Origin of the sequence: Streptomyces chumphonensis (genome assembly GCF_014779715.1) — a bacterium.
Classification (GTDB): Bacteria; Actinomycetota; Actinomycetes; order Streptomycetales; family Streptomycetaceae; genus Streptomyces; species Streptomyces chumphonensis.
This window is the reverse complement of sequence record NZ_JACXYU010000008.1, coordinates 109,153-135,099: the sequence shown is the minus strand read 5'-3', so window position 1 is coordinate 135,099 and position 25,947 is coordinate 109,153. Positions and strand designations below refer to the sequence as shown.

The window sequence follows — 25,947 nt, the reverse complement described above, 5'->3', positions numbered from 1 at the left end:
AGCATCCGCCGCCCCGACGGGCCAACCCCTCGCCCGACACCAGCCAGACAAGGAGAAGACCATCATCGCCCGTGACACCGCTCCCCCGCCCACGGAGCTGAACCGTCTCGCCCGGTACGGGCAACTGCCCGGCCTCGTCCGGCAGCTCGGCACCCTCGGCGGGTGCGCCCGGCCCATCCGGCTCGACGGCCACCGCACCGAACACCGTCTCGACACGGCCACCGGTGAGATCGGCGCCGTCCTGCACCACCTCGACTCGACCGCCCTGCCCGCCGGGCACCTGCTCGTCCGCTGCAACAACCGCCGCACCACCCGGTGCGCCACCTGCGCCGAGACCTACCGCCGCGACACCTACCACCTGATCACCGCCGGACTGCGCGGCGGCAAGGGCACCCCCGAAGAGGTCGCCGCCCACCCACGCGTCTTCGCCACCTTCACCGCTCCCAGCTTCGGACCCGTCCACAACCGACCGAGCAGCCGCTCCGCCTGCCGCTGCGGCACCGTCCACGCACCCGACGACCCTGCCCTCGGCACGCCGCTGGACGCGGAACGGTACGACTACGAAGCGGCAGTGCTCTGGAACGCCCACGCCGGGGCCCTGTGGCGCCGCTTCTCCATCTACCTCCGCCGGGAGATCGCCAAGCGCGCCGGGCTCATCCAACGCGCCTTCCGCCGCTTCGCGCGCGTCTCCTTCGCCAAGGTCGCCGAGTACCAGCGGCGCGGCGCCGTCCACTTCCACGCCGTCATCCGCCTCGACGGCCCGGACGGTGGGCACACGCCCCCACCCTCGTGGGCAACCGCCGAGTTGTTGACCGATGCCATCCGGGCCGCCGCTTCCGCTGCCCGCGTCGTCGGCCCGGTCATCGACGGGCGTGAGCACACGTTCGTCTTCGGGCGCCAACTCGACGTCCGCGTCATCCGCTCGGCCGACTTCGACGGCGGGACCGAGCTGACCGATCGCGCCGTAGCGGGCTACATCGCCAAGTACGCGACCAAGGGCGCCGAGACAGCGACCGGCACCCTTGACCGCCGCATCCGCTTTCTGGCCGAGCTGGCAGACGCCGAGATCACCGATCACGCACGCCGCCTGATCCGCACCTGCTGGGAGCTGGGTGCCCGCCAGGACCTCGAACACCTCCGGCTCCGTGCCTGGGCCCACATGCTCGGCTTCCGCGGCCACTTCTCCACCAAGACCCGCCGCTACTCGACCACCCTCACGACGCTGCGCAACGCCCGAGCCGAGTGGCGACGCCTCCAAGCCGCACTTGCCGACGGCGACGACGGCCAGGCGCTGGCCGACTCCACGCTCGTCCTCGCCCACTGGGCCTACGCCGGAACCGGCCTGACCGACGGCGAACGCTGGCTCACCGACGTACTGAACGCACAGCGCACGGAAGGAGATGGCTGATGGACCGACTGCTCACCGTGGCTGAGGTCGCCGATCGGTTGGGGACCTCGATCCGCTTCCCGCGACGGCTGGTGGAAGAGCGGCGTATCACCTTCGTGAAGGTGGGCCGCCATGTCCGCATCCCTGAGAGTGCGGTCGGTGACTACGTCCGGGAGCACACGGTCGCTCCCGTTGCTTGCCGCTCTCGGCGTCGCTTCCGGGCGGTGGTCTGATGCCTCCCCAGCGCAAGCGGCGCCGTGGCTTCGGCCGTGTACGGAAGCTCCCATCCGGCCGCTATCAGGTGCGGTACCCGGGTCCGGACGGGGTTCTCCGCCCGGCGGACCGGACGTTCGCCACCGTGACGGATGCCGATCTGTGGCTCGCGAAGAAGCGGGTGGAGATCGAAGAGGGCCGGTGGCTCGACCCTGAGCAGGGACAGACGACGGTAGAGGCGTGGGGTGCGCGGTGGCTGGCCTCGGTGGCTCCGCAGCTCAAGCACAAGACGCGGGCGTCGTACCGGTCGCTGATCGTCTCGCGCATCAACCCGGCGCTCGGCAGTCGGGAGCTGGCTGCCGTTCGGCCGATCACCGTTGCGGAGTGGGTCGCCGCGATGAAGTCGGCCGGCCTCAGTCCGTCCCGCATCCGTCAGGCGTACCGCGTGCTGTCGCAGATCATGGCGTCGGCCGTGGACAACGGGTTGATCGCGGCGACGCCGTGCCGGGGCGTTCGGCTGCCGAGGATGCCGCAGACCGACCCCCATATCCTCACGCCGCAGGAGGCATCACGCGTCGTGGCCAACGCGGCGTACCCGAACGACCTGCTGATCGCGCTCTTGGCCTTCGCGGGGCTGAGGGTGGGCGAAGCCTTCGCGCTGCGTCGGTCCGACATCGACGTCGCCGCTCGGAGAGTCGTCGTTGACGAGAATCTGGCCGAAGCCAACGGCGCCCTCGTCTTCGACACCCCGAAGTCGCACCAGAAGCGAACGCTGACCCTGGCGCCGTCCCTCATGGAGCGATTGGCAGCACACCTCGACCGGTTGCCGGGAGAGGGTGACACGCTGCTGTTCACGAACTCCAAGGGTGGGGCACTGCGCTACAACCAGTGGCGCAAGGCGTACTTCGACCCGGCGGTGGAGGCGGCCGGACTGACGGACCTCACCCCGCACGACCTCCGGGCCTCGCACGGCACATGGGTCGCCGACCGGTACGGAGTGATGACGGCGGCACATCGGCTCGGGCACTCCAACGCGAGTGTGACGACGCGCCACTACGCTCGACCGGTGGCAGGCCGTGACTCCGAAGTCGCCGACGCCTCGGACGCCTGGTTCACGGGGCACGCGGAACCCAGAAGGGCACGGGGAGGGCACGACGACGGCGAGACGACAGACGGTGAGGCCGAGACGGATCGCTGACCTGGGCTGATGTGCGGTAACCCGTCGAGCCCGGGAAGGTCTTGAAAACCGTCGTGGCAGCGATGTCACCGTGGGTTCAAATCCCACCGCCTCCGCCCAGGTCGTAGAACGCCCAGCTCAGAAGGGGTGTCCCGCACAGCGGGACACCTCTTCGGCGTTCACCCTGTCTCACCCTGGGTCGCCCGTGTACCAGCGTTGACCAGTACGTATGGGCCATCTGTGGGCCAAGGCAGGGCCCCTACTCCTCGGCGAGGCCCTGGGCGATGAGCCGGTTCGAGCGGGCCTGGTCGCCCTTGAGAATCTTCGCGTAGAAGCGGTACAGCACAGCGATGCTGTGCCCCGCCCGCTCGGCGACCTCAGCCGGGTCCACGCCCGCCTTGATCCACAGCGAGACCCCCGCATGGCGGAGCGAGTAGGGCACCGAAGCCAGAGGCGTTTTCGCCTCCTGCTCCGACAGCACCGCGCTGCGGGCGCCGTCCCACAACTCGCAGTACTCGGTTGAGCGCACCCGGCCGCCCTGGGCGGCCCTGAACAGCCGACCGTCCTCGGCGGTGCCGTACGCGGCGATGTGGTCCCGGAGCATCGTCACGAGGATGGGCGGGACGGGCACGGACCGAGTCGCCGTCCTCGCCCGACGCTTCAGGCCCCGGGCCTCGTATGACGCGCCGTCATCTGTCCAGCCGCCGCCCACCTCCGGCCGACTCTCGCCCAACAGCAGTTCACCCCACTGCTCGGCCGCCGCAGGTGTATCCGGCGGCAAGGTGCAGTGCGAGACCTTCAGCGAAGCGATTTCACCAGGGCGCATGGCGGCGTAGTAGAGGCACCCGAAGAAGGCGGCAAGGTGCCGGCCGCGTGGGCCGGAGTCCCGCACGGCGTGGATCAGCCGGCGGGCCAGCGCGGGGCCTGGGACGTACCGGAAGTCGATCTCGTCTTCCGTCTGCGGCGGCGTCCAGTCGACCCGACGAAGAGGGTTGGCGGACAGCAGCCCCTTTTCCTCCACGGTGTAGCGCAGGAAGTTGCTGAGCACCATGCGCTTTCTTCGAGCCGTGTTCTCCGCCGCCTGCTGACCATCCAAGCGGCGGGAGAGCGCTTCGAGAGCAGGACGAAGCAGCGCCGGATTCTCCAACTCCTTCACCTTCATCGAATGCTGAGAAAGCCATGCGAGCGCAGCCGAGATGTCGTCCGGGGCCTCCTCGGCGACATGGCGAGCGACCAGCTTGCCGTCGGGTCCGAGGACGGCGCGAAACGCCCACTGGTAGAGCGCGGCCCGCATCGCCCTCTGTTCCGGCGCCCCACGATGCGTCGTGACGAGCGTCGGAATGACCACCGCCAGCGCTTCCGCGATCCCGGCGCGGTGCTTGGCTGCGGCTCGGGACCACTTCACGAGCACGTATTCGGTGGCGTGCTCGTACCAGCTGGGAGAGTTGAGGGCGGCGAGTTCACGTGCCGGCAGGCCGGTGTCCTCGTCGAACTGTTCACGGTCACGGAGCGCCGCCATGAGTTCCGAGCGGCGACCGTCAGCCTGGGGCTTGAGCTTGAAGCTCTTGGAGTGTGGGCGGGCGCCGACCCGCCAGCGCAGCTCGTACGGCTTCGGCCGCCCCGCGCGCTTTCGGATCGACCAGATGTCTACGTCATACGTGAGCATGTGTCTCCATGAGGAAGGGGGCCCGCCTCCTGATGGCGGGCCCCCTCGTCGGCGGGTTCCGGCGGCCTACGCGGCGCTCTGCTCGCAGCGCTCCCACCACATGTCCAGGTCCTTCCGGCTGATACGAACCTGGCCGTTGGGGAGCTTGCGAATGCGGGGCGCCTTGCCACGGGCGCGCATGCGGTAGAAGGCGGCGCGGCTCATGCCGATCTCTTCGAGGACTTCGGGGAGCTTGAGCATCTGGGTGCGTGCCATGACGCGACTCCTGTTTCCGAGGCTCGGGTGGGGGCTTCGCGCTTCCCCCGTCTGTGGGTGCCGCTACATCCGCTACATCCGCTACACCGCAGGTCAGGGCCGGTGTGGGTGTAGCGGATGGGCGGGATGTAGCGGATAGGTGCCGCTACGCCGGGGCGTGCGGCTGGGGGTGGGTGTCGGTGGTCAGGCGACGGTGCCGGTAGCGGTTGCGGGGTGGATGTAGCGGATTCCGGGGAGCTCTTCCGCTACATCCGCACCCCCGTTGACCTGGTGTGTAGCGGGTGTAGCGGATGTAGCGGACTTCTCAGGGGGGTGGGGGCAGTAGCGAAGCCAGGCGTCGGTGAGGTCTTCGGCGTAGTAGCCCTTGGGGACTCCGCCGGCGGTTCGGATGGATCGCGGCCGGATGGGCTTGTTCTCGCTGGTGACGTAGTCCCCGAGGAGCTTGGAGAGGCCGCGGGCGGTGAGGGCTTTGCCGTTGCCGTCCATGTCGGTCCAGGGGGCGTCCTCGATGGCGTGGAGGCATTCGAGGATGGCGGCGGTGGGCATGCGGTCGGCTCCGCAGAAGACCTGGTCGCGCAGGTCGGTGAGGAGTTGGACGCCGACGGACGCCTTGTCGCCTTCCCGGGCGGCGTGGACCAGCTCGACGCAGGCGGCGCGGGCCCGCTGGGGCCAGTGGCCTCCGGCGGCGTCGGCGACGGCGAGGAGGGGTTCCCACACGTCGGCGGGCCGGTCGCTGATGCCCTCGGGCATCGTGGGCCAGGCGCCGTCGACCTGGTCGCGGACCTGGTCGGCCCAGGCGGCGAGCCGGTCCCGCAGGGCGTGGCCCTGGGGTTCGTGGGTGCGCAGCCGGTAGGACTCGACGTGCTCGTTGGGGGCCCGCTTGCGCATGCGGATGATGACCGAGCGGCTCAGGATCGTGTCCGGCAGGGAGCCGAGGCCGGCCATGGCGACGGCGCAGAACGTCTCGAACATCTTGGCTTCCTGGTGGGAGCCGTCCCCGACGCAGCGCAGGACGCCGACGCCTCGGCGGTGGCCTGCGTTGATGAAGCCGCGCAGGGGCTCGTTGTCCCCGGCCTTGGGCCCGAAGATGGTGTCCACTTCGTCGAACAGCACGGTCGGCAGGTGGTCCCCGTCGCCGACGGCCCGGTACATGGCGTTGGCGGTGGCGTGCGCGGCCACCAGCCGGTTCGGCACGAGGGTTTCCACGATCTCCAGCGCCCGCGACTTCCCCGAGCCCGGCTCGGGGGAGAGGAACGCGATGCGCGGGGTGGAGTCGAAGCAGTCGATGAGGTGGGCGTGGGCGTCCCACAGGGCGACGGCGACGTAGGCGGCTTCGCGGGGGAAGACGTTGAAGCGGCGGTGGAAGGCTTCGACGTCGTCCAGCAGGGCGGCGCCGTCGATGGCCTGCGCGGTGGTGGCGTTGGGGCCGGTCATGCGGCTGACCGTCCTTCCTGGGCGTTGCGGAGCGGGCAGAGGGTGCGGTGTGCGGTGTGCTCTTCGGCCAGGGCGAGGACCTGGCGGTGCCCGACGGCACTGCGGTCCCGCCCGCACGCGCACGTCGACGTCGCGACGGGGATCGTGCCGCGTCCGGGGGCGGTGATGTGCAGCCACGCGACGGGGTGGCGTCCGTCTCCCGGGTGCGGGTCAGGGCGAAGAGCTGAAAGGACGCCCTTGCGGGCGGCGTTCCTCGGCGCCCCACCCGCCGTCGCGGCCGGGGTGGTGTCGGCGGCTGCCGGGCCGGTGGGGCGCCGGGTGGGGCTTTTCAGGGCGGGGGGCGGCGTCTGGTGGTTCATGCCGTCTCCCGGGGGCGGGCGGTGCGGATGGACCAGTTCAGGGCGCTGCGGATGGTGGCGCGGCACTCCTGCGGTGCCAGGCCGGCCGCCTCCCCTGCCCCTTGAAAAGCCTCCTCGACCTGGTGGCGGGGGAGGTCGCCCCATGCGACGAAGCGGCCCACGGCGCGGGCGCTGGCCAGCAGCTGCGTGTTCCTGCCGCCCTCAGCGGTGGCGGCAACGGCGGCGGTCTCCCGTTCCAGGACGGCGTCGGCGAGCCGGTTCCCGCAGCGGGCCACGGCCAGCCGGACCGGCCGCGGCGGCGCCGGGGTGAGGGCGTCCAGCAGCCATGCCGGGAGTTCCGTGACGGGGGTGTCGTCGATGAGCTGGTAGGTGCCCTCGGGGATATTGCTGCCCGGGGCGACGACGTAGCCGCCCCAGGCCCGGGTGTCGATGTTGCCGGCGAGTTCGTCCTGGGTGTTGCGGAGCTGGACCCGATCGGGGGCGCGGAAGTACAGGTGCTTCCCGCCGCGCGCGGTCCGGACGGTGCGCGTGGCGGGGACGGGCTGCCCGGCGCGCTCGCAGAGCGCACGGAAGTTCGTCACGCCGCACGGCGTGCCCGTCTTGCTGTCGTCCTTGGGCAAGTCGAGGTCGACGACAACGAGCCCGGCCGGCCCGGTGGCGATGCCGACGTTGAACGGCGCCGTCGCCCAGCAGCGCTCGATGCGCCCCGGGTCGGTGGTGGCCCGCTGCTCCCACTTCACGTGCCCACCGGCGCAGATGCCCTGGCCGGTGCACGCCTTCTCGCCGTGGAGGGCGGGACGCTTGCCGCAGGGACGCAGGGGGTGGACGGGCCAGCCGCGTTCGGCGGCGTCCAGTGCTGCGGAGAGCAGCACGGTTTTGCGGTCATGGGTCATGCTGGAGGTCTCCAGTTCTGTTGAGTGCTGGGAGACGAGGGCGGCCCCGGTCATTGGCGTGAGGGGGCCGCCCTCGGCGTAGCTAGAAGGGCGGCTCGTCGCAGTAGCCGCTGCGGGAGGTGGGGCGGGGCCGGCGGCGGGGGAGCGGGATCAGAACCCAGCGGCGGTCCTCGTGCCAGCAGGGGCAGGGCTCCCAGTCGGTGCCGGCGTACTCGCCGGTGAAGGGCTCGCCGTAGTCGTAGGCGTTGCCGCCCTCCCCGCCGCAGTCGCGGCAGTCGGGACGCGGGGTGTCGGCGAGAACGATGGCCCGCCGGGGCCAGGTGATGCGGCGGATGCGCAGTCGCATGCGTGCCTCTCTCAGTGGTGGTTGATGGTGCCGTTGGCGCGGCCGAAGAGGCCGGTGGCGGAGATGTTCTGCGTGATGTGAGGCGGCGTCGCCGTCGCGTCGGGGCGACGGCGGGCAGCGGTCAGCAGGAGGGGGACGGCGACGGCGGCTGCGGCGACGAGGGCGGCGGCGGCCCACAGGGCATGGCTCATGGCGATCAGTCCCGGGGCGGCGTAGGAGAGTCCGATACCGGCGACGGTGATGCCGCCACCGACCGTGGGGGTGAGGAGGGCCGTCGTCTTGGCCCAGGTCGGGATCGGCGCCCCGGCCGGACTCGTCTGCGGCGCGGGCGCGGCGGAGGGCTGGGTGTAGGCGAGGGTGCGGATGCCGCCGGGAAGGGTGACGACTTCGACGCCGGGCGGGAGTTCGCGGAGCTGCATGACGGGCGCCGGGGCGGGGAGTTGGTGGAGGGCGAGGGTGGTGATCTGGTGGCGGGTGTCGGCGTGCACACGGGGTCCTTTCGACGCGGCTGGGCGGCACCCGGGGTGTGGGTGCCGCCCAGCCGGGGGTCACGGTGCGTGTTGCTAGTGGTCAGTGACTACTGGCTAGTGGCTACTGGCAAATGCCCTGTTGAAGAGGCTCAGGGAGCCTTCTGAGGGCCGTTTACTGCCTAGTGGCAGGTTGCCGGTAGGCAGTAGCCAGTAGCCCTGTGTGAGGCGTTCTCAGGCGTGATCGGGGTGGACGTAGACGGAGTGCGGGCCGTTGTCGCGGTAGACCAGCTCGCCTCGTTCAGCCGCTGCCTTGAGGGCATCGCGGACGGCCTGGCGGCTTCGGCCGACCAGGTCCGCGACGGCGCCCGGCTTCATCCCGGCGGCGCCCGCGTCCTTGATCGCGGCCATCGCGGCAGTGAGCCACTCGGGCCCCTCGTGTCCCGACGCGGTCTCCGGCATGGCCTGACTCGGGCTGGGTTCGGGGGTGGTGCCGTACCGGCTGTCGATGGCGTCCATGAGGCGGGCGACGGCGGCGTCGGCCTCGTCCTCGCGTCGCTTGTAGGCCAGGTTCAGCCCCGGCCGCCGCTCGCCCGGGGCGTCCTTCTCCGGCGCCTTGTCGGTGGTCGTGGCCGGGATGAGCCCGTCGTTCCACATCCATCCGGCCCGCTCGGGACTCCAGCGTTGGGCGTAGGCGTCCCCGGCAGCCCGCACGGACACGTCGTCCAGGGTGGGGCGGCGGTTGCTGGTGGCGATGACGACATCGCGAACCATGCCGGGCGTGGTGTGCCAGCCCTTGAACGGCGTGGGGGCGAAGCCCTCGCGGCGGGCGTTGCCGATGACGCCGGCACCGGCCTCGTTCAACTGCCCGGTGTCGATCCTGGCTCCGGGGAAGAGCTTGCCGGTGTTGTTTCCGGCGGACTCGCCAGAGGTGAGCGCGACGCCGACAGGCGAGAACTTGCGGACCTGGGTGTCACCGATGGCCGACAGGTTGCCGTCCACGGCCGTCAGGACGAAGCGGATGCCCATAGCACGAGTGGTGCGCATGCCCTCCCGGATCAGCTCACCCACCCGACGGCGCTCCTTGTCTCGGGGCCCGGCGGAGAGCGCTTCGGCACCCTCGTCGACGACGACCATGATCTGCGGCAGGCGAGGGCTGACGGGGAGCAGGGTCGTATTGGCCTGGGCCATGAGCTGTTGGTAAGCGGCCTGACGGGCCTTGTTGATCGCCAGCACCGTCTGAAGCATGACGATGGCTTCCGTGGTGGTGCCCGCGATCCAGTCGACGCCCGGCCGCACCCCCTGCGGCGCTGCGGGGTAGCCGGAGACGGGCGGTAGGAGCCCTTCGGCTTCAAGGTAGGGGCGGGCCCAGGGCATACCTACGGCGCCTTGCTTGAGGTCGATGACGAAGGTCAGGACGTCGGTGCAGCGGGCGAAGCCCGCGAGGACCGCATCGAGGAAGGTGGACTTGCCCGACCCGGGCGGGCCCAGGATCAGCGCACAGGCTTCCCGCAGGTGCAGCGTGACGGGCTCGGAGTGCGGCAGCAGCCCCCAGGGAATGCCCGTGAGCACCGACAACGGCCCGTAGTCGCTTGGGTAGGAGACAGTGTCGGCCATGACGTTGCGGGTGGGGACGTCGAGGACGACGCGACCTTGAACGTCGCCTTCCTCCACGTGGACGACGCAGCCGCGCGGCAACCGCGCGTCGGCCGCCAGAGCCCGTGCCCTGGCGCGGATGCGGTCCCAGGTGGCGCCGTCTCCAGGGAGTTCGGCGGCCAGGGAGAACCCGGCGCCGCTGGCCCAGGACTCGACGGCGAAGACGCGGGCCTGGAAGCCGGTGACGCGGGCGATGCGGTCGCTCCATTCGGCGGCGACGGCCCGCCGCTCGGCCGACAGCTCCCGTGCCGCCTCCCGGGCCTGGGCGGAGAGGCGTTCTTCCTCGGCAACCTCTTCGTGGACGGCGGCGTTGGTCGCGGCGGCCCCGATCCCGACTCCGAGCGCGGCCAGGGTGCCGACGGCGGTCCAGGAAAGGGGGTCCGTGGCGATGGCCCAGCTCGTCCAGCCGCCCGCCAGCAGCCATGAGGTGGCGCGGGTGGCCAGCGTGCGGGCGGTCATGCGGCGAATCAGGCTGTGGGCGATGCCGTGCCCGAGGGCTCCGGCGGCGCCGACGAGGAGGGGCCAGCCCGCCGGCATGCCGGTGGCGGCTCCGAGGAGGGCGAGTGCGCCGGCGCCGGTGGCGGCGGACACGGCACCGGAGACAGGGCCGTGGGTGGCGGCCCAGTCCAGCGGTGGCCCGCCCCGCCCTGCGGCCGGCTTCCTGCGGGTGGGCGACTTGGCCAGGGACACACGGCCGGAGGCCGGTTCGGATGCGGGGTTGGGGGTCACGGTGCTCCCTTCACGCAAGGGCAGTGAGTAAGAAGACGGGCCCGGCACACGTGGTGTGCCGGGCCCGTGAGGGTGCGATGGGCGGGGGTCAGTCGCCCAGGTAGTTCCACTTCTCCTCGCCGTTGCGAGGCGCTTCCAGACGCTCGATGTCGGCCTCGTGTGCGGTACCGAAGGTCTTGCAGACCTCCTCGGCGCCGGTGACGGCCTGGGTGAGGAGGTGGTGAACGTCCGCGAGGGCTTCGCCCACGGCCGGGTCCATCGGGTACTCGGCGTCCGAGCGCTCGACGAGGAGGGCGAAGATGTTGGCGATGGACTGCAACCCCTCCGGGATCGAGTGGATCGCCGCCATGACCTCCATCATGCTTTCGGGGTCGTACTTCTGGGCTGCGGTTTCCATCTCGGCAGCCGCCTCGGCGAACCCGAACTGACCGTCGTCCATACCGGTTCCTTCCGTCGTGTTGGCGTTGCGGCCGCGCGGCACGCGGTCGCTGATCTCGTCGTCCTCGCGCTCGTCATCGTTCGACGCGGCCTGGGCGAGGTCCTCGGTCAGGCGTGCGCGGGCAGTGGCGGTCATCGCCGCGTACAGCCGCCGGCCCGGGTACATCAGCCACGCCCACCCGAGCTTCCGGCCTAGCGGCGTGGTCAGCAGGCCGAGGAGCCCGAGCGGGAGGGCGAGGGCGGCTGCGGGGAGGGCACGGGCCAGGTAGCGCAGCCGGGCCCGCACCAGGGCTCGCAGCAGGGTTCTGCGGGCGGACGCGGCCATCCGGGCCTTCTGCGCCCGCTTCGCTCGCAGGTCCGCGGTTTCGTCCTGCCGCTTGCGGTGTGCGGCCCGCAGCGTGGCCGGCACCGACCGCACCACCTGGCCGGGTGAGCGGCGCCCCGACTTCCCGCCGCCGCTGTTCGCTGCGGCGTTGCGGGCACGAGGTGACGACGAGGCTGAACCGCTGCTGTGGCCCAGAGCAGTTGAGCTGCTGTTGCGGCTGGGCTGGGACTTGGTCCCGGGGCCGGTGCCCACGCTGCTGCGGTGGGCTCTGGCGGCGCGGCGGGCGTCGGCCACCTCACGGCGGGCCGCCGTCTGCTGCTGGCGCCGCTGAGCCCGGGTGGGTGTGGCGGCGGCCTGCTGGCGGCGCAGCTTCCGCACTCCGCCCGCCGACGACGCCAACCGCGCGCCCGAAACCCTCCCTGCCTTGATGCCGCTGCCGTCGGCAGGGCCCGTCCTGCCGGGCCGGTTCGTCGAACTCGCCGACCGGGTGCCCGCCGAAGCCGTTCCCGTCCCGGTGCGGCCACCGCTGCCGGCGGACCGACGTCCGCTGCTGATGCCAGCGCCCGAACCGTGTGCTGTGCGGGCGCCGGTTCGCTCGGGGCTGGGCCGCGTGCTGCCGTTTCCGGTCCCGATGCCGGTGGAGCGGCGGCGGTTGGTGGTACGGCAGGCGGCGGCAGTACCGGCCGTCAGCATCCCGGCCCCGAGCACGGCGGCCAGCGCGGCCATGGGCCCGGCCGCCAGCGCAGCCGCCGAAACGCCGCCGACGACGCTGTTGGCGGCCATAACCGCCACCGGGACGGCGGGGATGCCACCGGGCGTGTGGGCCGGTCCCGGGGCCGAGGCGTCGCCCTGCTCCGGACGGCGCGGTGCCGGGGCCGTGGGGATGGGCGCCGTGGTCCCAGCGTCGGCCGTGGACGTTGTGGTGTGCAGGTCGGCGGTCATCGAACCTCCCTGGTGGGCCCGTGGTGAGGGTGGTTCGCGGTGGCGGCCCGCCAGCGGGTCACCTCGGCGGAGTCGGCGCCCGTCAGCTCGACTCCGAAGTCACAGTCCAGGCAGGACAGCCGGACCGTGAAGAAGCGAGCGACCAGCCGGTCAACGGCGCCGAACATCACCAGGAACAGGGCGCTCCCGCAGACGCCCACCAGGTGCCAGGGCACCTGGTGGGCGACGAGCTCCCGCACCTGAGCGGCGGCGAGCAGGGCACAGACGGCGGCGGCTGCCGTCCGCAGGACACGGTGCTTGGCGTGCTGGTTCACTAGACAGTCCTTCCGGTTGGGAGGTGAGCCCGGCCGCGTGCTGTGGTAGGTGGGCGGCCGGGCTCGTACGTTCATGCCGCCAGGGCGGCGGAGGGCCGGTCGTGGCAGGGCACGCAGGTGCCCAACGACGTGGAGATCGTGTAACCGGCGTCCTGCCCGCAGTCGGGGCAGACACGGCGCGCGGCCAGTGCCCGCCCGAGTGCGGCCCACTTCGCGGGCGTCATCGGACGCACGGGCTTGGCGGCGTCGATCCGGTACAGGTAGGCGACCAGCGGTTCACGCCCCCGGCGGCGCGGTCGGAACACTTGCGCGGCCACCTCCTGTCCGCCGGGACGCAGCCCGAGGGCGCGGAGCTGACGCCGCGTGGCCAGCCCTTGGGGGGCGAGGCGCCAGGGGTAGGTGGGGACGCCGAACCGTACGCCGTCGGGGTCGAAGCAGTCGGCGCGGCCCAGGCTGGTCATGAGGCGCGGGGCGCGGTGACGACCTGGCGGCGTAGGTCGGTGGCCGCACGGCGGGTAAGGCCCAGGTCGGTGCGCAGGCGGCCGATGGTCACCGGGCGTCCGGTCTCCTTGACCGCCTGTCGGTTCAACCGCCGGACCGCCCGGCGCAGCTCACCGGCGGTCATCTCCCCGGCCGGGGTGGTGGTCATCTCGGTGACCGCTTCGGTGACCACCTGACGCGGCTCGGCAGCGGCCGCCACGACCGGGCGGGGGCGGTCGTCCCAGAACGGCCCGACCGTCCAGTCCGGAACCCTCACCGGCTCCGCCGACGTGACCGCCTCGGTGACCGGCGGGGTGGCCGGGTCGGTGACCGTCCTCGGGCGGGCGACGACGGGCAGCATGCGGGCACCGGCCGGAACCACCTGGGGCACGTCCCGCCGTTCTGCCGTGGCCAGCGCGGGACGGTCCGTGGCGGGGAGCTGGGGTGGTGTGGCGGTGCCGAACATGTCGACCAGGGCTGCGTCGGCGCCCGCCTGCATCCGCTCGCGCTGAACAGTCAGGAGTTGAGCGTCAAGGGTGGTGTCACCGTTGCCGATGCGGCGGGCCAGGCGCCAGGAGCGGTGTTCGGACGCCTTGCGGACCCACCCGGTGGGGTGGTGAGCGGCGCGGGCGCGGTGGTAGGCCAGGGCCCGCACTGCACCGGCCGCGCGGGCTTCGGCCTCGACGTCCCGTCCGTGCTGGTGAACCACGATGCGCCGGGCCAGGAAGGCCATGCCTTCGGCGGCGACGGTCATACCCATGGGGGTGATGGCGTAGATGACGGCCTGGCCCGGATCGTCGGCCGCGGTGACGGCCATCGCGGACGCGGCTGCCGGCAGCAGCCACAACCCGGCTCGCACCACGGCCGGGGCCGACTGGCCCAGCATGGTCAGACCGAGGAGGACCAGGGCGAGGACGGCGGTGGCGCCCTCGCCGGCTGCGACGGCACCAACCGCCGTGCCCTGCCCGTAGGCGGCGGCGACGTTGGTGTAGGTGCCGATTCCGCCGGCAATCCCGGTGGCCAGCATCGGCACGAACGCGGCCGTCAGCACCACCTTCTGCGGTGTGCTCAACGCGGCACCGTTCACCGCGCACCCCCGATCACGGCCAGGACGGCGGCCAGGGCGAGGAAGGCTCCAAGCGCAGAGATCAACAGCGAGGCCCTGGCGGAGGTGCAGGCGAACTCCGCCCGCACCTCCGCCAGGGCCGCATCAGCGGTGGGCGTCGGGTGGTTGGTCATGCGGCACCGCCGTCACTCAGGAGATGGACGGGGGCGCGGTTGGTCAGGTCGTGCAGGAGGTTCTGGGCGCGGGTGGTGGCTCGGCGCAACCGCCGGGCGTCCAGCTCGGTCATCGGCCTGTCCAGCAGCGCGATTTCCACGCTCAGCAGCTCGACTTCGGCCTCAATGGCGGGCAGCTCGGCTTCGATGGCGGCCAGGTCGGCGGCGGTCGGCTCGCCCTCCTCGTCCGGGACGGGGCTGCCGAGCGGGGGGGACCAGGTGCAGGTGGGTGTTCATGGTGTCTCCAAGCAGGGACATGGACGACGCAGCGGGTCGGACCGAGGCCATATGGCCGGGGCCCGCCCCGCGCTTGGGTGTCGTCGTGTCAGTGGGTGAGGTGGAGTCGGCAGAAGGTGCAGGGCCAGCGGCGGCCGATGATGACGACGGTCGTGACCGTCAGCCCGGCCGCTCGCTGGGCGTCGGCCCACCGGGGGCAGTCGCCCCACCAGGCGGTTCCGGTGTTGCCGATCGCGGCCCAGCCGCGACGACGCTTCACTTTCCGCTGCCCTTGAGCGAGCGGCGGTTGACCTCGGCCAGCTTGCGCGAGAGCTCCTCACGCTCCTCGTCGGTCATCCCGGCCTGGGCGATGGAGGGGTTCACCGCAGCCACCCCCCGGCCACCAGTCGGCGCCCGGAAGAGGGCGAGGCGCTGCGGGACCAGTCGGTCAGCAGCTCGGCCAGCATCTGCTCACCCCGCCGCTCGGGCGGCAGCGTCTCTCCGGGGCTGCGGATCGGCAGCGGCGGCCGGTTCTCCTCGCCGCCGGACTCGGCGAGAGACGGATGGGTGTTGCCCGCACGCGGCGGGCCAGCGATCATCGTGCTCACAGGTGCCTCCAGTTCAGGTGCCTGTCTGCGCCACCTGGGATGCCCCCCAGGTGGCGCTTCACTTCGGAGCGGGATTCCGGCTCCCCTCGGCTCCGCCCGTACGAGACGGGCGGAGGAGGCAACCGGCCCGTGACCACACGGCCACGGATGGCTGTACTGCGCGGACCTCTGCCGCGCTGGCCGCCTTATCGGAGGAGGCGGCGACCTCGTCGCGCTGTTCAGTTCTCAATGCACGAGCGCTGCCTTTCGACCCGTCTCACGGGGCCGTCCGGGCGCAGCAAACAGAACCCGCAGAACGGGTTCCACTCATTCAACTTGTTGGTACAAGTCGAATGAGTTGATGCTTGCCTACAAGCAGTGACCGTGTCAAGCGATGGGAGCCTGCATGTACCAACAAGTTGAGCGAGTGAGTGATGATGGAGGCATGAGCAAGCAGCCGAAGTACCGACAGGTGGCGGACGCCCTGCGCCGCGAGATCGACAGCGGCACCTACCCGCCGGGGTCGCGGCTGCCCTCGGAAAGCGAGCTGTCGGCTCGGTTTGAGGCGTCGCGCAACACGGTCCGCTCCGGACTCGGGCTGCTGGTGTCCCAGGGACTCGTGACTTCTAGCCAAGGGCTGGGATACGAGGTGGCGAAGCACGAGGTGTTCGAGCTGAACGCCTCGCGCTTCGAGAACCTGAGCTTCCCCCAGGATGGGGACGCCTACAGCACCGATGTGGCCAACGCCGGCCGCAGGCCGCACCAGACGTTCCGTGTCGAGATCCGGCCGGCTCCCGAGGACGTGGCACACCGGCTCAAGGTGGAACCGGGATCGCGCACGGTACTCCGGTTCTGCCACCGCTTCGTGGACGACGTCCCTTGGTCCACGCAGGCGACCCACTACCCGTCGTGGCTAGTGGACGAGGCTCCTCGACTAGCTGAGCCGGGCGACATCGCGGAGGGAACGACGAGGTACCTGGCGGCGCACGGAGTCGAACAGGTCGGGTACTTCGACGAGATCGCGACCCGCATGCCCACCCCAGAGGAAGCGCGAATGCTGGAGATCGGCGCGGGCGTCCCGGTACTCCTCTGGACCCGCACCGGCTACTCGGAGGAACGCCCGATCCGGTCCACCGTCACCACTTTCCGAGGCGACCTGAACCGGATGAACTACGAGATCGGCAGCCTGGCCGCTCGGGAAGGGAACACCCAGTGATCATTCGATCGGCTCGGCCCGAAGACGTCGCCCAGCTCCTCGCCTTCCGCGAGGAAGCGGCCTCGTGGCTCCTCCAGCTCGGCTCCGACCAGTGGCAGCGGCCCTACCCCGCGGACCGGCTACTCACCGCTGTGGAGGCCGGATCAGTCTTCATGCTGGACGACGGCCCGGTTACAGCGGCCACCATCACCGTGGACGCCACAGCCGAAGAGGGCTTGTGGACCGACGAGGAACTCAGCGAGCCGTCCATGTTCATCACCAAGCTCACCGTTGCGCGCACCCACGCCGGCGCGAACCTGGGCGCGAGACTCCTCGACTGGGCAGGCGACCGGGCGTACCGCGCCGGCGCCAAGTGGCTCAGGCTCGATGCGTGGACCACTAACGAGGGTCTCCAGCGCTACTACCTGCAGCAGGGCTTCGAGCACGTCCGCACGGTCCGCGAGGGCACAGCCGTCAACGGCGGCCCCCGAGTCTCAGGCTGGCTGGCCCAACGCCTCACCGCCCCCGCCGACCACGGCTTCGTGGACGTAACACCCACACCGACATCTGCCGGCGGGTAGGCGGCACCGTGTGCTTAGCTAACGTACCGAAAGCCTCCGGAGCCGTGATCACTTGCGGTAAAGAATTTCGAAATATCTGCCCCATCGGCTCCCGGAAGTCCTTTGCATGGAACATCAGGAGGATTTCAGCATAACCGCTGATTTCGCCTAGCATGACCCTGCTAGTAGCACTCAACGAGACAACGGAGATGCGATGGTAGCGCGGCGGTCTATCGAGTTTGGCGACTCCGTGACGGGAATGTTGGTCGATGGCATCGATGGGACTCCGTACGTCGCTGCAACCCTGCGGCTAAGTGAAACCAATGGTGCCCAAGTCGAAGTTCCGTATCTCGATTTCCCTGGAGAATCCCAGTTTGGGTCCACTGCGGAATGGTTCAACTCGGAGGAGCCTCCGAGCAATTTGCTGCTGATGTCCCTTGATGGGGATATCTCGCTATATGGTTGTCGATACTCAGGTCACACGGTTAATTATCCGAGAGGGATTGGAGTTGGCCGGGTGACGCCGTCTGAGCTCGTACTCCACGGGAGGGATGGAGATTTTCACGATCAACTCGAAGTGAAGGAATTTCGATCTCGTATTGACGGTCTTATTGACTGGACCCGCTACGGCTCAATCAGGAGGAAAACAGACCAAGACGACCAGGGTCGTGTGCAAAGAGTCACAATCGAAATTGCGAGTCTAGACGGGAGCCAATGGCGGCAAGGCGCGTCCATGATGAAAATTTCGGGCGACTGGAACGTTGATCCAGCCCGAAACAGTGTGAATGTAACCGAAGGTGTGTCGCTAGTTAGCACATTCGAATGCCCTAAGCCGGTACTGCAACACTTGGCTGAGCATCGCAAGGTGTCTGCGCTGTTGTCCTTCATCTTTGGTTGCGCGACCTACTTTCGACGCCATGACATCAAAGATTCGCGATTCAATGCAAAAACTTTGGATGGTAGTGTAGTTGAGACTCCTTTTTACCAATTGGTGAGCCGAGGCACCGTGAAGGAGCACTCGAAGCCGTCGCCCTCACGTAAAAGGTTGCAGTCCCCGCTAGTGGAATTTAGCAAAGTCGGGTCGAATGGCCTGGAAAACTGGTCCACTTGTTACGATACTTGGGTGCGCTTCATTCACCCTGCGGTTAGTGCGCTAAACCGACCGGGTGCGATCATCGAAAATTTGGTAATTAGTGCTGCGATGAGCATGGAGGCAGCAGCGAATCTGATCGGACCGGTAGATGGCGAATCGCCTACGTGTAGGCGAAACGGGAGTCCAACGACTGCGACATACATGTATCGCTGCCTCGTTGAAACCGGCTGGGACTGGTCGGCTCTTTGTTCATCAGTGGTCGGCTTGGCCCAAGCAATTGCAAACAATTACAATACTATCAAGCACTTCGATCGCGGGCAATTCCCTGACCCGACCGAGACGCATCTCGTAAGTTCCGTAACGGCTCTTGCGGTACGTATGCTGGCACTTCGGGTTACTAGGCCAGATTTGGAGGCGGTCGACCTGTTTGGTAATCGAGTACACGACTTCGATCGCCTCAAAGACGAGTTCGATGCGTATGGCCTCTTTGTCAACGGAGACGGCCAGTTTGTTTCCCGCCATGCCTGACATGGACGGTACTGGATGCTGGTGCACGCGCGTGCCCGCGTGCGGTGCCCACAGCGACAGGGGTCATGCAGCCGATGCGTGCCCCGGTTGAACCCCCAAGGCAGTTCTCGTCTCTTATGATGTGCTCCTGCGTAGGCCCCTTGTCTCTATCAATCTTTCTTCGCAGAGCCGGGGGCGAGCCACAGAAGGCGTCGTCGTGTGTCGGTCGGCTCCACGACTCTAGGCACATCCCCGGCTCGGGGCTCTCGTCGAGCAAAACCGGGGGCCACCTGGGTGAAGCGCGGGCAGGCCACCGGGCCCAGGATCTCCACCGACCTCAGGTCACTCTCCCCTCTCGGTCGCCTTAACCTTGGTAGCGAGGATCTTCAAAGCGGCGTCGGCCTTCTCCACATCCTCGCGCGTCAGGTCTTGAGGAGAGTTACTGTAGGCAATGTAGGACGTAGGAGCCCACATATGGGCAGCACGCCAGGTGAAAGTGAGCACAGACGTCCAGTCCTTTCTATGACCGAGCCGAGCCTCAATTCGGATGCGATAGTCACGTGCCTCTGGCACGAAGCCAGGAAAGGGGGCGCCGAACTCGATGAAAATCTGCTCCGCCTCTCGGCCCGCTACCGAGAAAACCGATGGCAGCAAGTGTCCATCATCCGATGCGGGCATGAGTTTAGCCCTAGACGTTCGCCAGGGAAGCGGCATCAGTGCGCCAGGTTCGTCGGGGAATCGCAGCCGAAGATCCTGAACAATGATGGGCTTTGCTCCTGTGTTGTACATCACAAGGGGCAGTCGGAGTAGCGTCTTTTGCTGGTTAGCGCAGGCTGCGAAGGAGTGCGGTTCGTAGAGTTGCAGCTTGCCCTGTCTGGCATTGATCCACCAGAAAGAACCCACGGTGAAGAGCAAGGCGCACACCGTCACAATTGCTACGGGGGTCCAGCTAGCAGTTCGGCTCGCGGCCGCAAGGATCAGCGTTGTCACCTCGTCATTATGGCAAGCCTCATGCCGACTTGGCGTGTGTGCGGATTAACATCATTAAGTTGACATCAACGGTCGCAGAGGCGTGGGCCATATGTGGGCCAAGCTTGCCGCAGAGGTTGGCACCGTGAGCAGTACGCGCAGGTCAGATGGCAATTCTGGCTCCTCAAGGGGCCGGTCTTGAAAACCGTCGTGGCAGCGATGTCACCGTGGGTTCAAATCCCACCGCCTCCGCCCTGAGAGCAGCAGGATCGGCCTCTGACCGGGCATCCCGGGCAGAGGCCGATCTGCGTGTCACCCGCGTCGACCGGGCGTGCCTACCCGCCTCGGGGGCCTCGGGCGCTCACATCCGGCGATCGAGAAGGTTCGGTCTCCACCTGTGACCGCGCGCCTCGCGTGACCGGCCCGCGACGTACCGGTGTCCGACGGTGGCACTCATCCGGTGAGGAAGTCGACCAGCAGGCGGTTGACCTCTTCGGGCCGTTCCAGGTAGCCGAAGTGGCCCGTTTCGGCGACCAGCTCGTGTCGGGCGTCGGGGATGGCCCGGGCCACCTCGACACCGAGGTGCGGCGGGGACAGGCGGTCGTCGGTGAAGCTCACCACGAGGGTGCGGGCCGAGATCCGGCCGAACTCGGTGATGTCGTGCGGGAAGTCGGTCAGTGCCGCCGCGAACTGCTGGCGTACTCCGGCCGAGGGGGTGGCGGGAACCATACCGAGCATGTCGAGCCAGTCCTGGGCCCGTGCGTCGTCCCGCAGGCTCGCCGGGGAGAGGCCGGCCAAGGCGTTCAGAGCCACCCAGAGTTCGGTGGGCACGGCGACATCCTGGTCGTGGACGGCCATCTGGGCGTGGGCGTAGGCGGTGAGGGCGGCGTCCCCCCTGCCGCGCGTCGCCAGGAGGGCGAGCCGGTCGACCAGCTCGGGGCGGGTCAGCGCGAGGCGTTGGGCAGCGCGGGCGCCGATGGAGGTGCCCACGATATGGGCGTGGCCGTCGGTCGTCTTCTCCACCAACGTGGCCAGGTCGTCGGTGAGGTCGGCGAGAGTGAAGCCCTCGGGGCACTCGGAGCTTCCCCCCACCCCCCGGTGGTCGTAGGTGACGACCCGGAAGCCGGCGTCGACGAGCGCGGGCACCTGGTAGGGCCGCCAGACCCGGCCGGGTGATCCGGCGCCCATGACGAGGACGACCGTCGGACCGCCGCCGAACTCCTCGTAGGCGATCGTGACGTCCCCGGTGTCGATGAACTCCGTCATGTCTGTGTCGTTCCTTCCTGCTGTTCGACCGCTGATGCGAGGGCCAGGAGCCCCCGGTTCCACCAGCGAGCCAGGTCGTGGACGTCCTCGTGCGCGGTGACGTCCGGGTTGTAGCGCCAGGTGGATTCGAACACCGGGCCGGGATGAACGGCGGCGACGATCTCCAGGGAGAACGCCTGATCCATTTCCGGCTCGCTGTCCTCGGGGAAGGCGGCACGCAGCCCGTCGTCCAGGACCACGGTCCAGGGGGCCGGGGCCTCTGCTCGGGTCCGGTCCGCGAAGAGCAGCCCGTCGACGCGGCCCAGGTAGCTGAAGAGGATCTGCGGGCCTCCGGGGTCGTCCGGGGCCCTCGTCCGCAACCCGTGGTCGAAGCCGCCGTGCGGTACGGCGTCCAGTTCGCGCTGTGCCTTCTCCAGCAGGCGGCGGGTGCGGTGGGCGTCCGTCACCGCCTGCTCGACGCTGAGGCGCCGGTCCCGGTCCGGGCCCAGAGCGCACGGTTCGTCCGACGCGGCGGAGTCGACGACGTGCGGGTGGAAGACGTTGAACCAGCCGACGGTCCGGGAGGTGTCCGCCGGGGCGCCGAGGTGGGGCTCCAGCAGTTCGTCCCGGCGTCCGTGGCTCTCCCGCAGGATCGCGAGACCGGTGTCGGATCGTATGGCGCGGGCGCTGCGCCAGCTCGCTTCCGCGAGGGCGGTGGCGGCGAGCAGGGCGGCTTCGGGGCTCCCGTACCGGGTGTGCAGGAGGGCCGCCGCCACCTTGGTCGAGCTGATCACGCGGTGGGACCGGAGCTTGCCCCGGGTGTCGGTGCCGGGCTGGAGCGCGCGCCTCCCGAGGCGGGGGGCCTGCGCCGTCTCCTTGTGCACCGCGTGCCAGTAGGTCGACTGGGCCGCGGGTTCGGGGCCTTCGGCGCGGGCCGCCAGCGCGCGGGACCACGCCGTCATCGGGGTCGGTTCCGCCGGGAGCGGCTCGGGCGCGGCCGGGGCGTCAACTCCGGGACCGGCCGCCCGGTGTGCGGCGGCGAGGTCGGTGAGGATGATCCGCCAGGACACGACATCGGCGACGGCGTGGTGGATGGCGAGGAACAACCGCTGTGTGCCGCTTCGGAGTTCGTGGTGAACGGCTCCGGCCATCATGACGCCGGAGTCCGGGTCGAGCCGTTCCCAGACCCGTTGTGCCGACTTCAGGACACGCTGTGGTGTCCAGTTCTCACATTCTTCGTGGGTCAGGGGTACCCGGGCGTCTCCGCGTGTGTCGGCGGGCAGCAGGCACAGGCGGCCGTCCTCGCCCACGGAGGTCCGGGTGGTGAGCTGGGGGTGGGCCCGGAGCACTCCGCTGAGCAGGGCGTCGAGCCGTTCGGCGGTGAGATCCTGCGGCAGTTCGACGAGTTGGGACAGTGCGAAGCGCCGGTAGTCACCGAGTCCGTGCATCCAGTCCAGCGCCGGGGTACGGACGGCCGCGGTTTCGGCTCCGGTCGGGCCGTGGTCCGGGGCGGGTGACGGGGCGTCCCGGCCGGGTCCGACGGTGTCGATGGAACGGGCGAGTTGGGCGGCCGTGCGGTGGGTGAGGACATCGCGTGGCGTGCAGTGCAGCCCCGCCCGGCGCAGTCCGCTGACCAGGGAGATGGTGGCGATGCTGTCCATCCCGTGGTGGAACATGTCGTCCTCGGCTCCGAGGGCGACCGCGTCCAGCAGTTCGCGGGCGGCAGTGAGGACGGCCTTCTCGGTCGGGGTCGCGGCGTCGCGGTATGTCCCGGGCCCGGTCCGGGACCCGGTGGTGCCGGTGGGGTCGGGCAGCGCCCGCACGTCCACCTTGCCGTTCACCGTCAGCGGGAGGGAGTCCAGCTCCACGAAGCGGGCGGGGATCATGTAGTGCGGGATGCGTCGCGCCAGGTCGTCCCGGAGTGCGACCGGGTCCAACACGCCACCGTCCGTCCGGTTCCCGGCCACCTGTGCGGCGCGTACCGGGCCTGCCGCGCGGGCCGCGCGGGTCGCGACCACGTAGGCGGCGAGCGCCTGGCCCTGGCTGCCGCGGAACGGGACGACGACCGCTTTGGCGACATCCGCGCGGTCTTCCAGCGCGGCCACGATCTCGGCCGACTCGACCCGGTAGCCGCGGATCTTCACCTGCTCGTCCTCGCGGCCGAGGAAGACGATGCGGCCGTCGGCGTCGCGACGTACGACGTCGCCGGTGCGGTAGAGGCGTTCGCCGGTGGCCGGGTCGGGGACGAAACGCTCGGCGGTCAGGGCGGGACGGGACCGGTACCCACGCGCGACCTGGTCGCCACCCAGGTACAGCTCGCCGCGCATGCCCAGCGGAACGGGCCTGAGGTCCGGGCCGAGCACCTGGGCCGTGGACCCGACGGCGGCCCGGCCGATCTGAGGCTCCCGCCCGGCCGTCACGCGGGCGTTCACCGCTTCGACGGTGATCTCGGTCGGTCCGTAGAAGTTGTGGACGCGGGTGCCGGACAGGCCGGCCAGCATGTCCCAGGTGGCACGGGAGATCTCCTCGCCGCCGAGCGCGAGGATCCGCAACGGGCAGCGGCCACCGTCGATGAGCCCCGCCTCGGCGAGCCGGCCGAGCATCGACGGGGAGGTGTCGAGCATATCCACCCGGTGCTCGCGGATGCCCCGCACCAGGCGGTAGGGATCACGCTGGTCCTCCTCGTCGAAGAGCACGACGGTGTAGCCGGTGAGAAGGGCGAGTTGGGGCTGCCAGCTTGCGTCGAAGGCGAACGACCAGGAGTGCCCCACCCGCAGGGGTTCATCCGTCCCGGTGACGGCGGGCCGGTAGATCTGCTCGCGGTGGGCGTGGAGCAGCGTGAGCAACCCGCCGTGGGTGGCGACGACGCCCTTGGGCTCGCCGGTGGAGCCGGAGGTGAAGACGGTGTGGACCGCCTGGTCGGGGTGGGTCGTCCCCGGCAGCCGGCCCGGGTCGGGCGTGTCGGTTCCCGGACGGCCGACCGGCGCGGTGGCGCCGTCCGCCGGCGCGACCCGGCCCGGGTGGAGCTCGCAGCGTGCGCCCTTCCACCAGAGCTGCTCTCCGGGCCGGGTGACGAGTACCCGGGCCCCGGAGACGCGGGCGATGGTGGTGTTGCGTTCGGCCGGGGCGCCCAGGTCGAGCGGAACGAGCGTTCCGCCCGCCTTGAGGACGCCGAACAGGGCGGCGAAGTAGTCCGCTTCGCGGGGCAGCGCGACGGCGACCTGGGTCTCCCGGGTGACGCCGAGGGCCCGCAGCCGGTGAGCGACCCGGTTGGCCCACCGGTCCAGTTCGGCGTAGCCGACGGCCCCGTGCCGGTCGCGAACGGCCTCGCGATCCGGGTACAGGTCGGCGACGTGTTCGAACTCCCGGTGCACGCCGGGGAGGAGCGCCCGGTGGCTCTCCCCGGCCCCTTCCCGGTCCCCGGTCGGGCCCGGTGGCGCCGGGGGTGTGTCCGGCCCGGCCAGGGCACGGAGTTCCGCCTCCTCGCCGGGCAGCAGGATGTCCAGCTCGCGGTGGGTCCGCTCGGGGTCGCGGGCGATCTCCTGGACGAGGTGCAGGAAGCGCTCGGCGAGCCGTCCGGCGTCGAGGCCGCCCAGGGCGGCGTCGATGTGGTCGACGTTGACGTACAGCCGGTCGTCGAGAAGGAACGGCACGATGGTCAGGGGGTAGTGGGTGAAGCTGTCCATGAGCACGGGCGTCATCGTCACGCCCTGCCCCACGTCCAGGGTGCTGCGGGCCTCGCCCTTGGGGGTGTTGTGGAAGATCATCAGGGTGTCGAAGAGGTCACCGGCGCCGGCGGCCCGCTGGATCTCGCTGAGACCGGTGTAGCCGTGGGTGCGCTGCCGGGCCGCATGTTGCTGGACGCGTCGGCACAGGTCCGTCAAGGACTCCGTGGGGTCCAGAGTGACGCGCGCGGGAACGGTGTTGATGAACAGTCCGATGGCGGACTCGATCTCCGTCACCTCTTCGGGCCGTCCGGAGACGGTGACGCCGAAGGTGATGTCCTCGCGCCCGGTCAGCCGGTGCAGCAGCACGGCCCAGGCGGCCTGTGCGACGGTGTTGACGGTGAGGTTCAGCGCCCGGACCCTGGCGAGGAGCGTGTCGAGCGGAGGTCCTTCCAGGTAGCGCATGGTCAGGGTGGCCGTGGGCGTCCCGCCGCCCGCAGGGCCGCCGGTGCCGACGACGGTGGGTTCGGTGACGCCCGCGAGCGCCTCCCTCCACACGTCGAGCGAGGCCCGCGCGTCCTGCTCCCGCAGCCAGCCGATGTAGTCCCGGTAGGCGCGGGAGGGCTCGACCGGCCCGGGGAGGTCGGCGCGGTAGCGGTCGGCCAGCTCGCGCCAGAACAGCGGCACGGACCAGCCGTCGATCACGATGTGGTGGAAGACGCACAGCAGCCGGTGGTGGTCGGGGGCGAGCCGGGCGAGGGTGACGCGTAGCGGCGGCCCCGCGGTGAGGTCGAAGGACGCCTCGGTCTCGGCCCGGACGTGGCTCCGGAACGCCTCGGCGGATGTTTCCATCTCCCGCCATCGGACGTCCACGGTGGCCGGGACGAGCTGCACCGGGTGCGGTAGGCCCTCGTGCCGGAAGGTCGCGGCGAGATGGGGGTGGCGGGCCAGCACGGCGTTGAGCGCGCGGCGCAGTCGCTCCGTGTCCAGGGGCCCGTGGAAGTCGGTCAGGACGGCCACGGCGTAGCCGTCGCCGCCGCCGGCTCGGGGAGCCCCGCCGGGGCGGTGGGTGTCGTTGACCAGTCGGTTGAGTGAGTACAGCCCGCGCTGAAGGGGGCCGAGTGCCAGGACATCGGCGATGTCGTGACTGCCGTTGGAGACCACCGCGTGTTCCTCGTCGTGTGGGTCGGTCGTGGAAGGGCGCGCCGGTCCGCGCGTCGGGTCGGTCGGTGCGCGGACCGGCGCGCTGACCCGGTGCCACCGCGGCCGGGCGGCGGTACCGGGAGCGGGGCGGTCAGCTCGGGACGTCGGACTCCATGGCCTCGCGCAGACCGCGTGGGCGCATGTCGGTCCAGGTCCGCTCGATGTACTCCAGGACCTCGGCGCGAGAGGCCTCTCCGTACACCGAGTGCCAGCCGTCGGGGATGTCGCGGAAGGCCGGCCACAGGGCGTACTGGTCCTCGTCGTTGACCACCGCGTGGAAGCGGCCGTCGTCGTCGTCGAAGGGGTTGGTCGGCATGGGGTTCTCCGTTCCGTGGATCCGCGCCCGGT

General features: G+C 70.2%; 25 protein-coding genes and 1 pseudogene. 6 read left to right on the top strand and 20 right to left on the bottom strand.

Annotated features, from left to right (window positions below; translation table 11 throughout):
• Positions 1–64 precede the first annotated feature (64 nt).
• From IF129_RS16520 to IF129_RS16510, 3 genes are read left to right on the top strand one after another with little or no spacing between them, the layout of a single operon-like run.
• A complete protein-coding gene (locus IF129_RS16520) occupies positions 65–1,408 on the top strand; it encodes a replication initiator (protein ID WP_381480520.1) in 1,344 nt (447 codons plus the stop codon).
• Entirely contained in the window at positions 1,408–1,620 is a 213-nt protein-coding gene (locus tag IF129_RS16515) for an excisionase family DNA-binding protein (protein ID WP_191210439.1), read from the top strand. Before IF129_RS16520 ends, IF129_RS16515 begins: the two co-directional genes overlap by 1 nt.
• Positions 1,620–2,798, top strand: a complete 1,179-nt coding sequence (locus IF129_RS16510; protein WP_191210438.1) for a tyrosine-type recombinase/integrase — start codon at positions 1,620–1,622, stop codon at positions 2,796–2,798. The genes IF129_RS16515 and IF129_RS16510 overlap by 1 nt, the downstream gene beginning before the upstream one ends.
• A 238-nt stretch (positions 2,799–3,036) precedes the next feature.
• Here IF129_RS16510 and IF129_RS16505 read toward each other — a convergent pair whose 3' ends face one another.
• The 16 genes and pseudogenes from IF129_RS16505 to IF129_RS16430 form a co-directional block, all read right to left on the bottom strand.
• On the bottom strand, positions 3,037–4,443 hold the full coding sequence (locus tag IF129_RS16505; RefSeq protein WP_191210437.1) for a tyrosine-type recombinase/integrase: 1,407 nt from the start codon (positions 4,441–4,443) through the stop codon (positions 3,037–3,039).
• A gap of 66 nt (positions 4,444–4,509) precedes the next feature.
• On the bottom strand, positions 4,510–4,698 hold the full coding sequence (locus tag IF129_RS16500; protein ID WP_191210436.1) for a helix-turn-helix transcriptional regulator: 189 nt from the start codon (positions 4,696–4,698) through the stop codon (positions 4,510–4,512).
• A gap of 183 nt (positions 4,699–4,881) precedes the next feature.
• Positions 4,882–6,132: a DUF3631 domain-containing protein gene (locus tag IF129_RS16495; RefSeq protein ID WP_191210435.1), complete on the bottom strand. Its 1,251-nt coding sequence runs from the start codon at positions 6,130–6,132 to the stop codon at positions 4,882–4,884.
• On the bottom strand, positions 6,129–6,491 hold the full coding sequence (locus IF129_RS16490) for a hypothetical protein (RefSeq protein WP_191210551.1): 363 nt from the start codon (positions 6,489–6,491) through the stop codon (positions 6,129–6,131). Before IF129_RS16490 ends, IF129_RS16495 begins: the two co-directional genes overlap by 4 nt.
• Complete coding sequence (locus IF129_RS16485) at positions 6,488–7,384, bottom strand: bifunctional DNA primase/polymerase (RefSeq protein ID WP_191210540.1); 897 nt, start codon at positions 7,382–7,384, stop codon at positions 6,488–6,490. Before IF129_RS16485 ends, IF129_RS16490 begins: the two co-directional genes overlap by 4 nt.
• Before the next feature lie 82 nt (positions 7,385–7,466).
• Positions 7,467–7,730, bottom strand: a complete 264-nt coding sequence (locus IF129_RS16480; protein ID WP_191210434.1) for a hypothetical protein — start codon at positions 7,728–7,730, stop codon at positions 7,467–7,469.
• A gap of 11 nt (positions 7,731–7,741) precedes the next feature.
• A complete protein-coding gene (locus IF129_RS16475; RefSeq protein WP_191210433.1) occupies positions 7,742–8,218 on the bottom strand; it encodes a hypothetical protein in 477 nt (158 codons plus the stop codon).
• Positions 8,219–8,431: 213 nt separating this feature from the next.
• Positions 8,432–10,582: an ATP-binding protein gene (locus IF129_RS16470; protein ID WP_318153783.1), complete on the bottom strand. Its 2,151-nt coding sequence runs from the start codon at positions 10,580–10,582 to the stop codon at positions 8,432–8,434.
• An 88-nt stretch (positions 10,583–10,670) separates the two neighbouring features.
• Positions 10,671–12,287, bottom strand: a complete 1,617-nt coding sequence (locus IF129_RS16465) for a hypothetical protein (protein ID WP_191210432.1) — start codon at positions 12,285–12,287, stop codon at positions 10,671–10,673.
• Positions 12,284–12,601, bottom strand: coding sequence for a hypothetical protein (locus IF129_RS16460; RefSeq protein WP_191210431.1), 318 nt, complete (start codon positions 12,599–12,601; stop codon positions 12,284–12,286). The genes IF129_RS16465 and IF129_RS16460 overlap by 4 nt, the downstream gene beginning before the upstream one ends.
• 71 nt (positions 12,602–12,672) lie before the next feature.
• A complete protein-coding gene (locus IF129_RS16455; RefSeq protein ID WP_191210430.1) occupies positions 12,673–13,062 on the bottom strand; it encodes an RRQRL motif-containing zinc-binding protein in 390 nt (129 codons plus the stop codon).
• A complete protein-coding gene (locus tag IF129_RS26450; RefSeq protein WP_381480494.1) occupies positions 13,059–14,153 on the bottom strand; it encodes a conjugal transfer protein in 1,095 nt (364 codons plus the stop codon). The genes IF129_RS16455 and IF129_RS26450 overlap by 4 nt, the downstream gene beginning before the upstream one ends.
• An 11-nt stretch (positions 14,154–14,164) precedes the next feature.
• A complete protein-coding gene (locus IF129_RS16445) occupies positions 14,165–14,320 on the bottom strand; it encodes a hypothetical protein (RefSeq protein WP_191210429.1) in 156 nt (51 codons plus the stop codon).
• Positions 14,317–14,532: pseudogene (locus tag IF129_RS16440) on the bottom strand (DUF6284 family protein); the annotation flags it as partial. The pseudogene IF129_RS16440 and the gene IF129_RS16445, both read right to left, overlap by 4 nt.
• 152 nt (positions 14,533–14,684) lie before the next feature.
• Positions 14,685–14,855 (bottom strand): hypothetical protein, encoded by a 171-nt coding sequence (locus tag IF129_RS16435; RefSeq protein ID WP_191210428.1) that lies wholly within the window; start codon positions 14,853–14,855, stop codon positions 14,685–14,687.
• Between the two features lie 100 nt (positions 14,856–14,955).
• On the bottom strand, positions 14,956–15,183 hold the full coding sequence (locus IF129_RS16430; RefSeq protein WP_191210427.1) for a hypothetical protein: 228 nt from the start codon (positions 15,181–15,183) through the stop codon (positions 14,956–14,958).
• A gap of 424 nt (positions 15,184–15,607) precedes the next feature.
• On the opposite strand from IF129_RS16430, the gene IF129_RS16425 reads away from it, so the two are divergent.
• From IF129_RS16425 to IF129_RS16415, 3 genes are all read left to right on the top strand, one after another.
• Entirely contained in the window at positions 15,608–16,378 is a 771-nt protein-coding gene (locus IF129_RS16425) for a GntR family transcriptional regulator (protein ID WP_191210426.1), read from the top strand.
• On the top strand, positions 16,375–16,938 hold the full coding sequence (locus IF129_RS16420) for a GNAT family N-acetyltransferase (RefSeq protein WP_191210425.1): 564 nt from the start codon (positions 16,375–16,377) through the stop codon (positions 16,936–16,938). The genes IF129_RS16425 and IF129_RS16420 overlap by 4 nt, the downstream gene beginning before the upstream one ends.
• 193 nt (positions 16,939–17,131) lie before the next feature.
• Complete coding sequence (locus IF129_RS16415) at positions 17,132–18,538, top strand: ApeA N-terminal domain 1-containing protein (protein WP_318153782.1); 1,407 nt, start codon at positions 17,132–17,134, stop codon at positions 18,536–18,538.
• A gap of 321 nt (positions 18,539–18,859) precedes the next feature.
• Here IF129_RS16415 and IF129_RS16410 read toward each other — a convergent pair whose 3' ends face one another.
• From IF129_RS16410 to IF129_RS16395, 4 genes are all read right to left on the bottom strand, one after another.
• The gene (locus IF129_RS16410) at positions 18,860–19,507 is read right to left on the bottom strand and encodes a hypothetical protein (RefSeq protein WP_191210423.1); all 648 of its coding nucleotides are present in this window, start codon (positions 19,505–19,507) and stop codon (positions 18,860–18,862) included.
• Positions 19,508–19,939: 432 nt separating this feature from the next.
• The gene (locus IF129_RS16405) at positions 19,940–20,752 is read right to left on the bottom strand and encodes an alpha/beta fold hydrolase (protein ID WP_191210422.1); all 813 of its coding nucleotides are present in this window, start codon (positions 20,750–20,752) and stop codon (positions 19,940–19,942) included.
• Complete coding sequence (locus IF129_RS16400) at positions 20,749–25,560, bottom strand: non-ribosomal peptide synthetase (RefSeq protein WP_191210421.1); 4,812 nt, start codon at positions 25,558–25,560, stop codon at positions 20,749–20,751. Before IF129_RS16400 ends, IF129_RS16405 begins: the two co-directional genes overlap by 4 nt.
• A gap of 130 nt (positions 25,561–25,690) precedes the next feature.
• Complete coding sequence (locus IF129_RS16395) at positions 25,691–25,915, bottom strand: MbtH family protein (RefSeq protein WP_191210420.1); 225 nt, start codon at positions 25,913–25,915, stop codon at positions 25,691–25,693.
• Between the last annotated feature and the right edge of the window lie 32 nt (positions 25,916–25,947).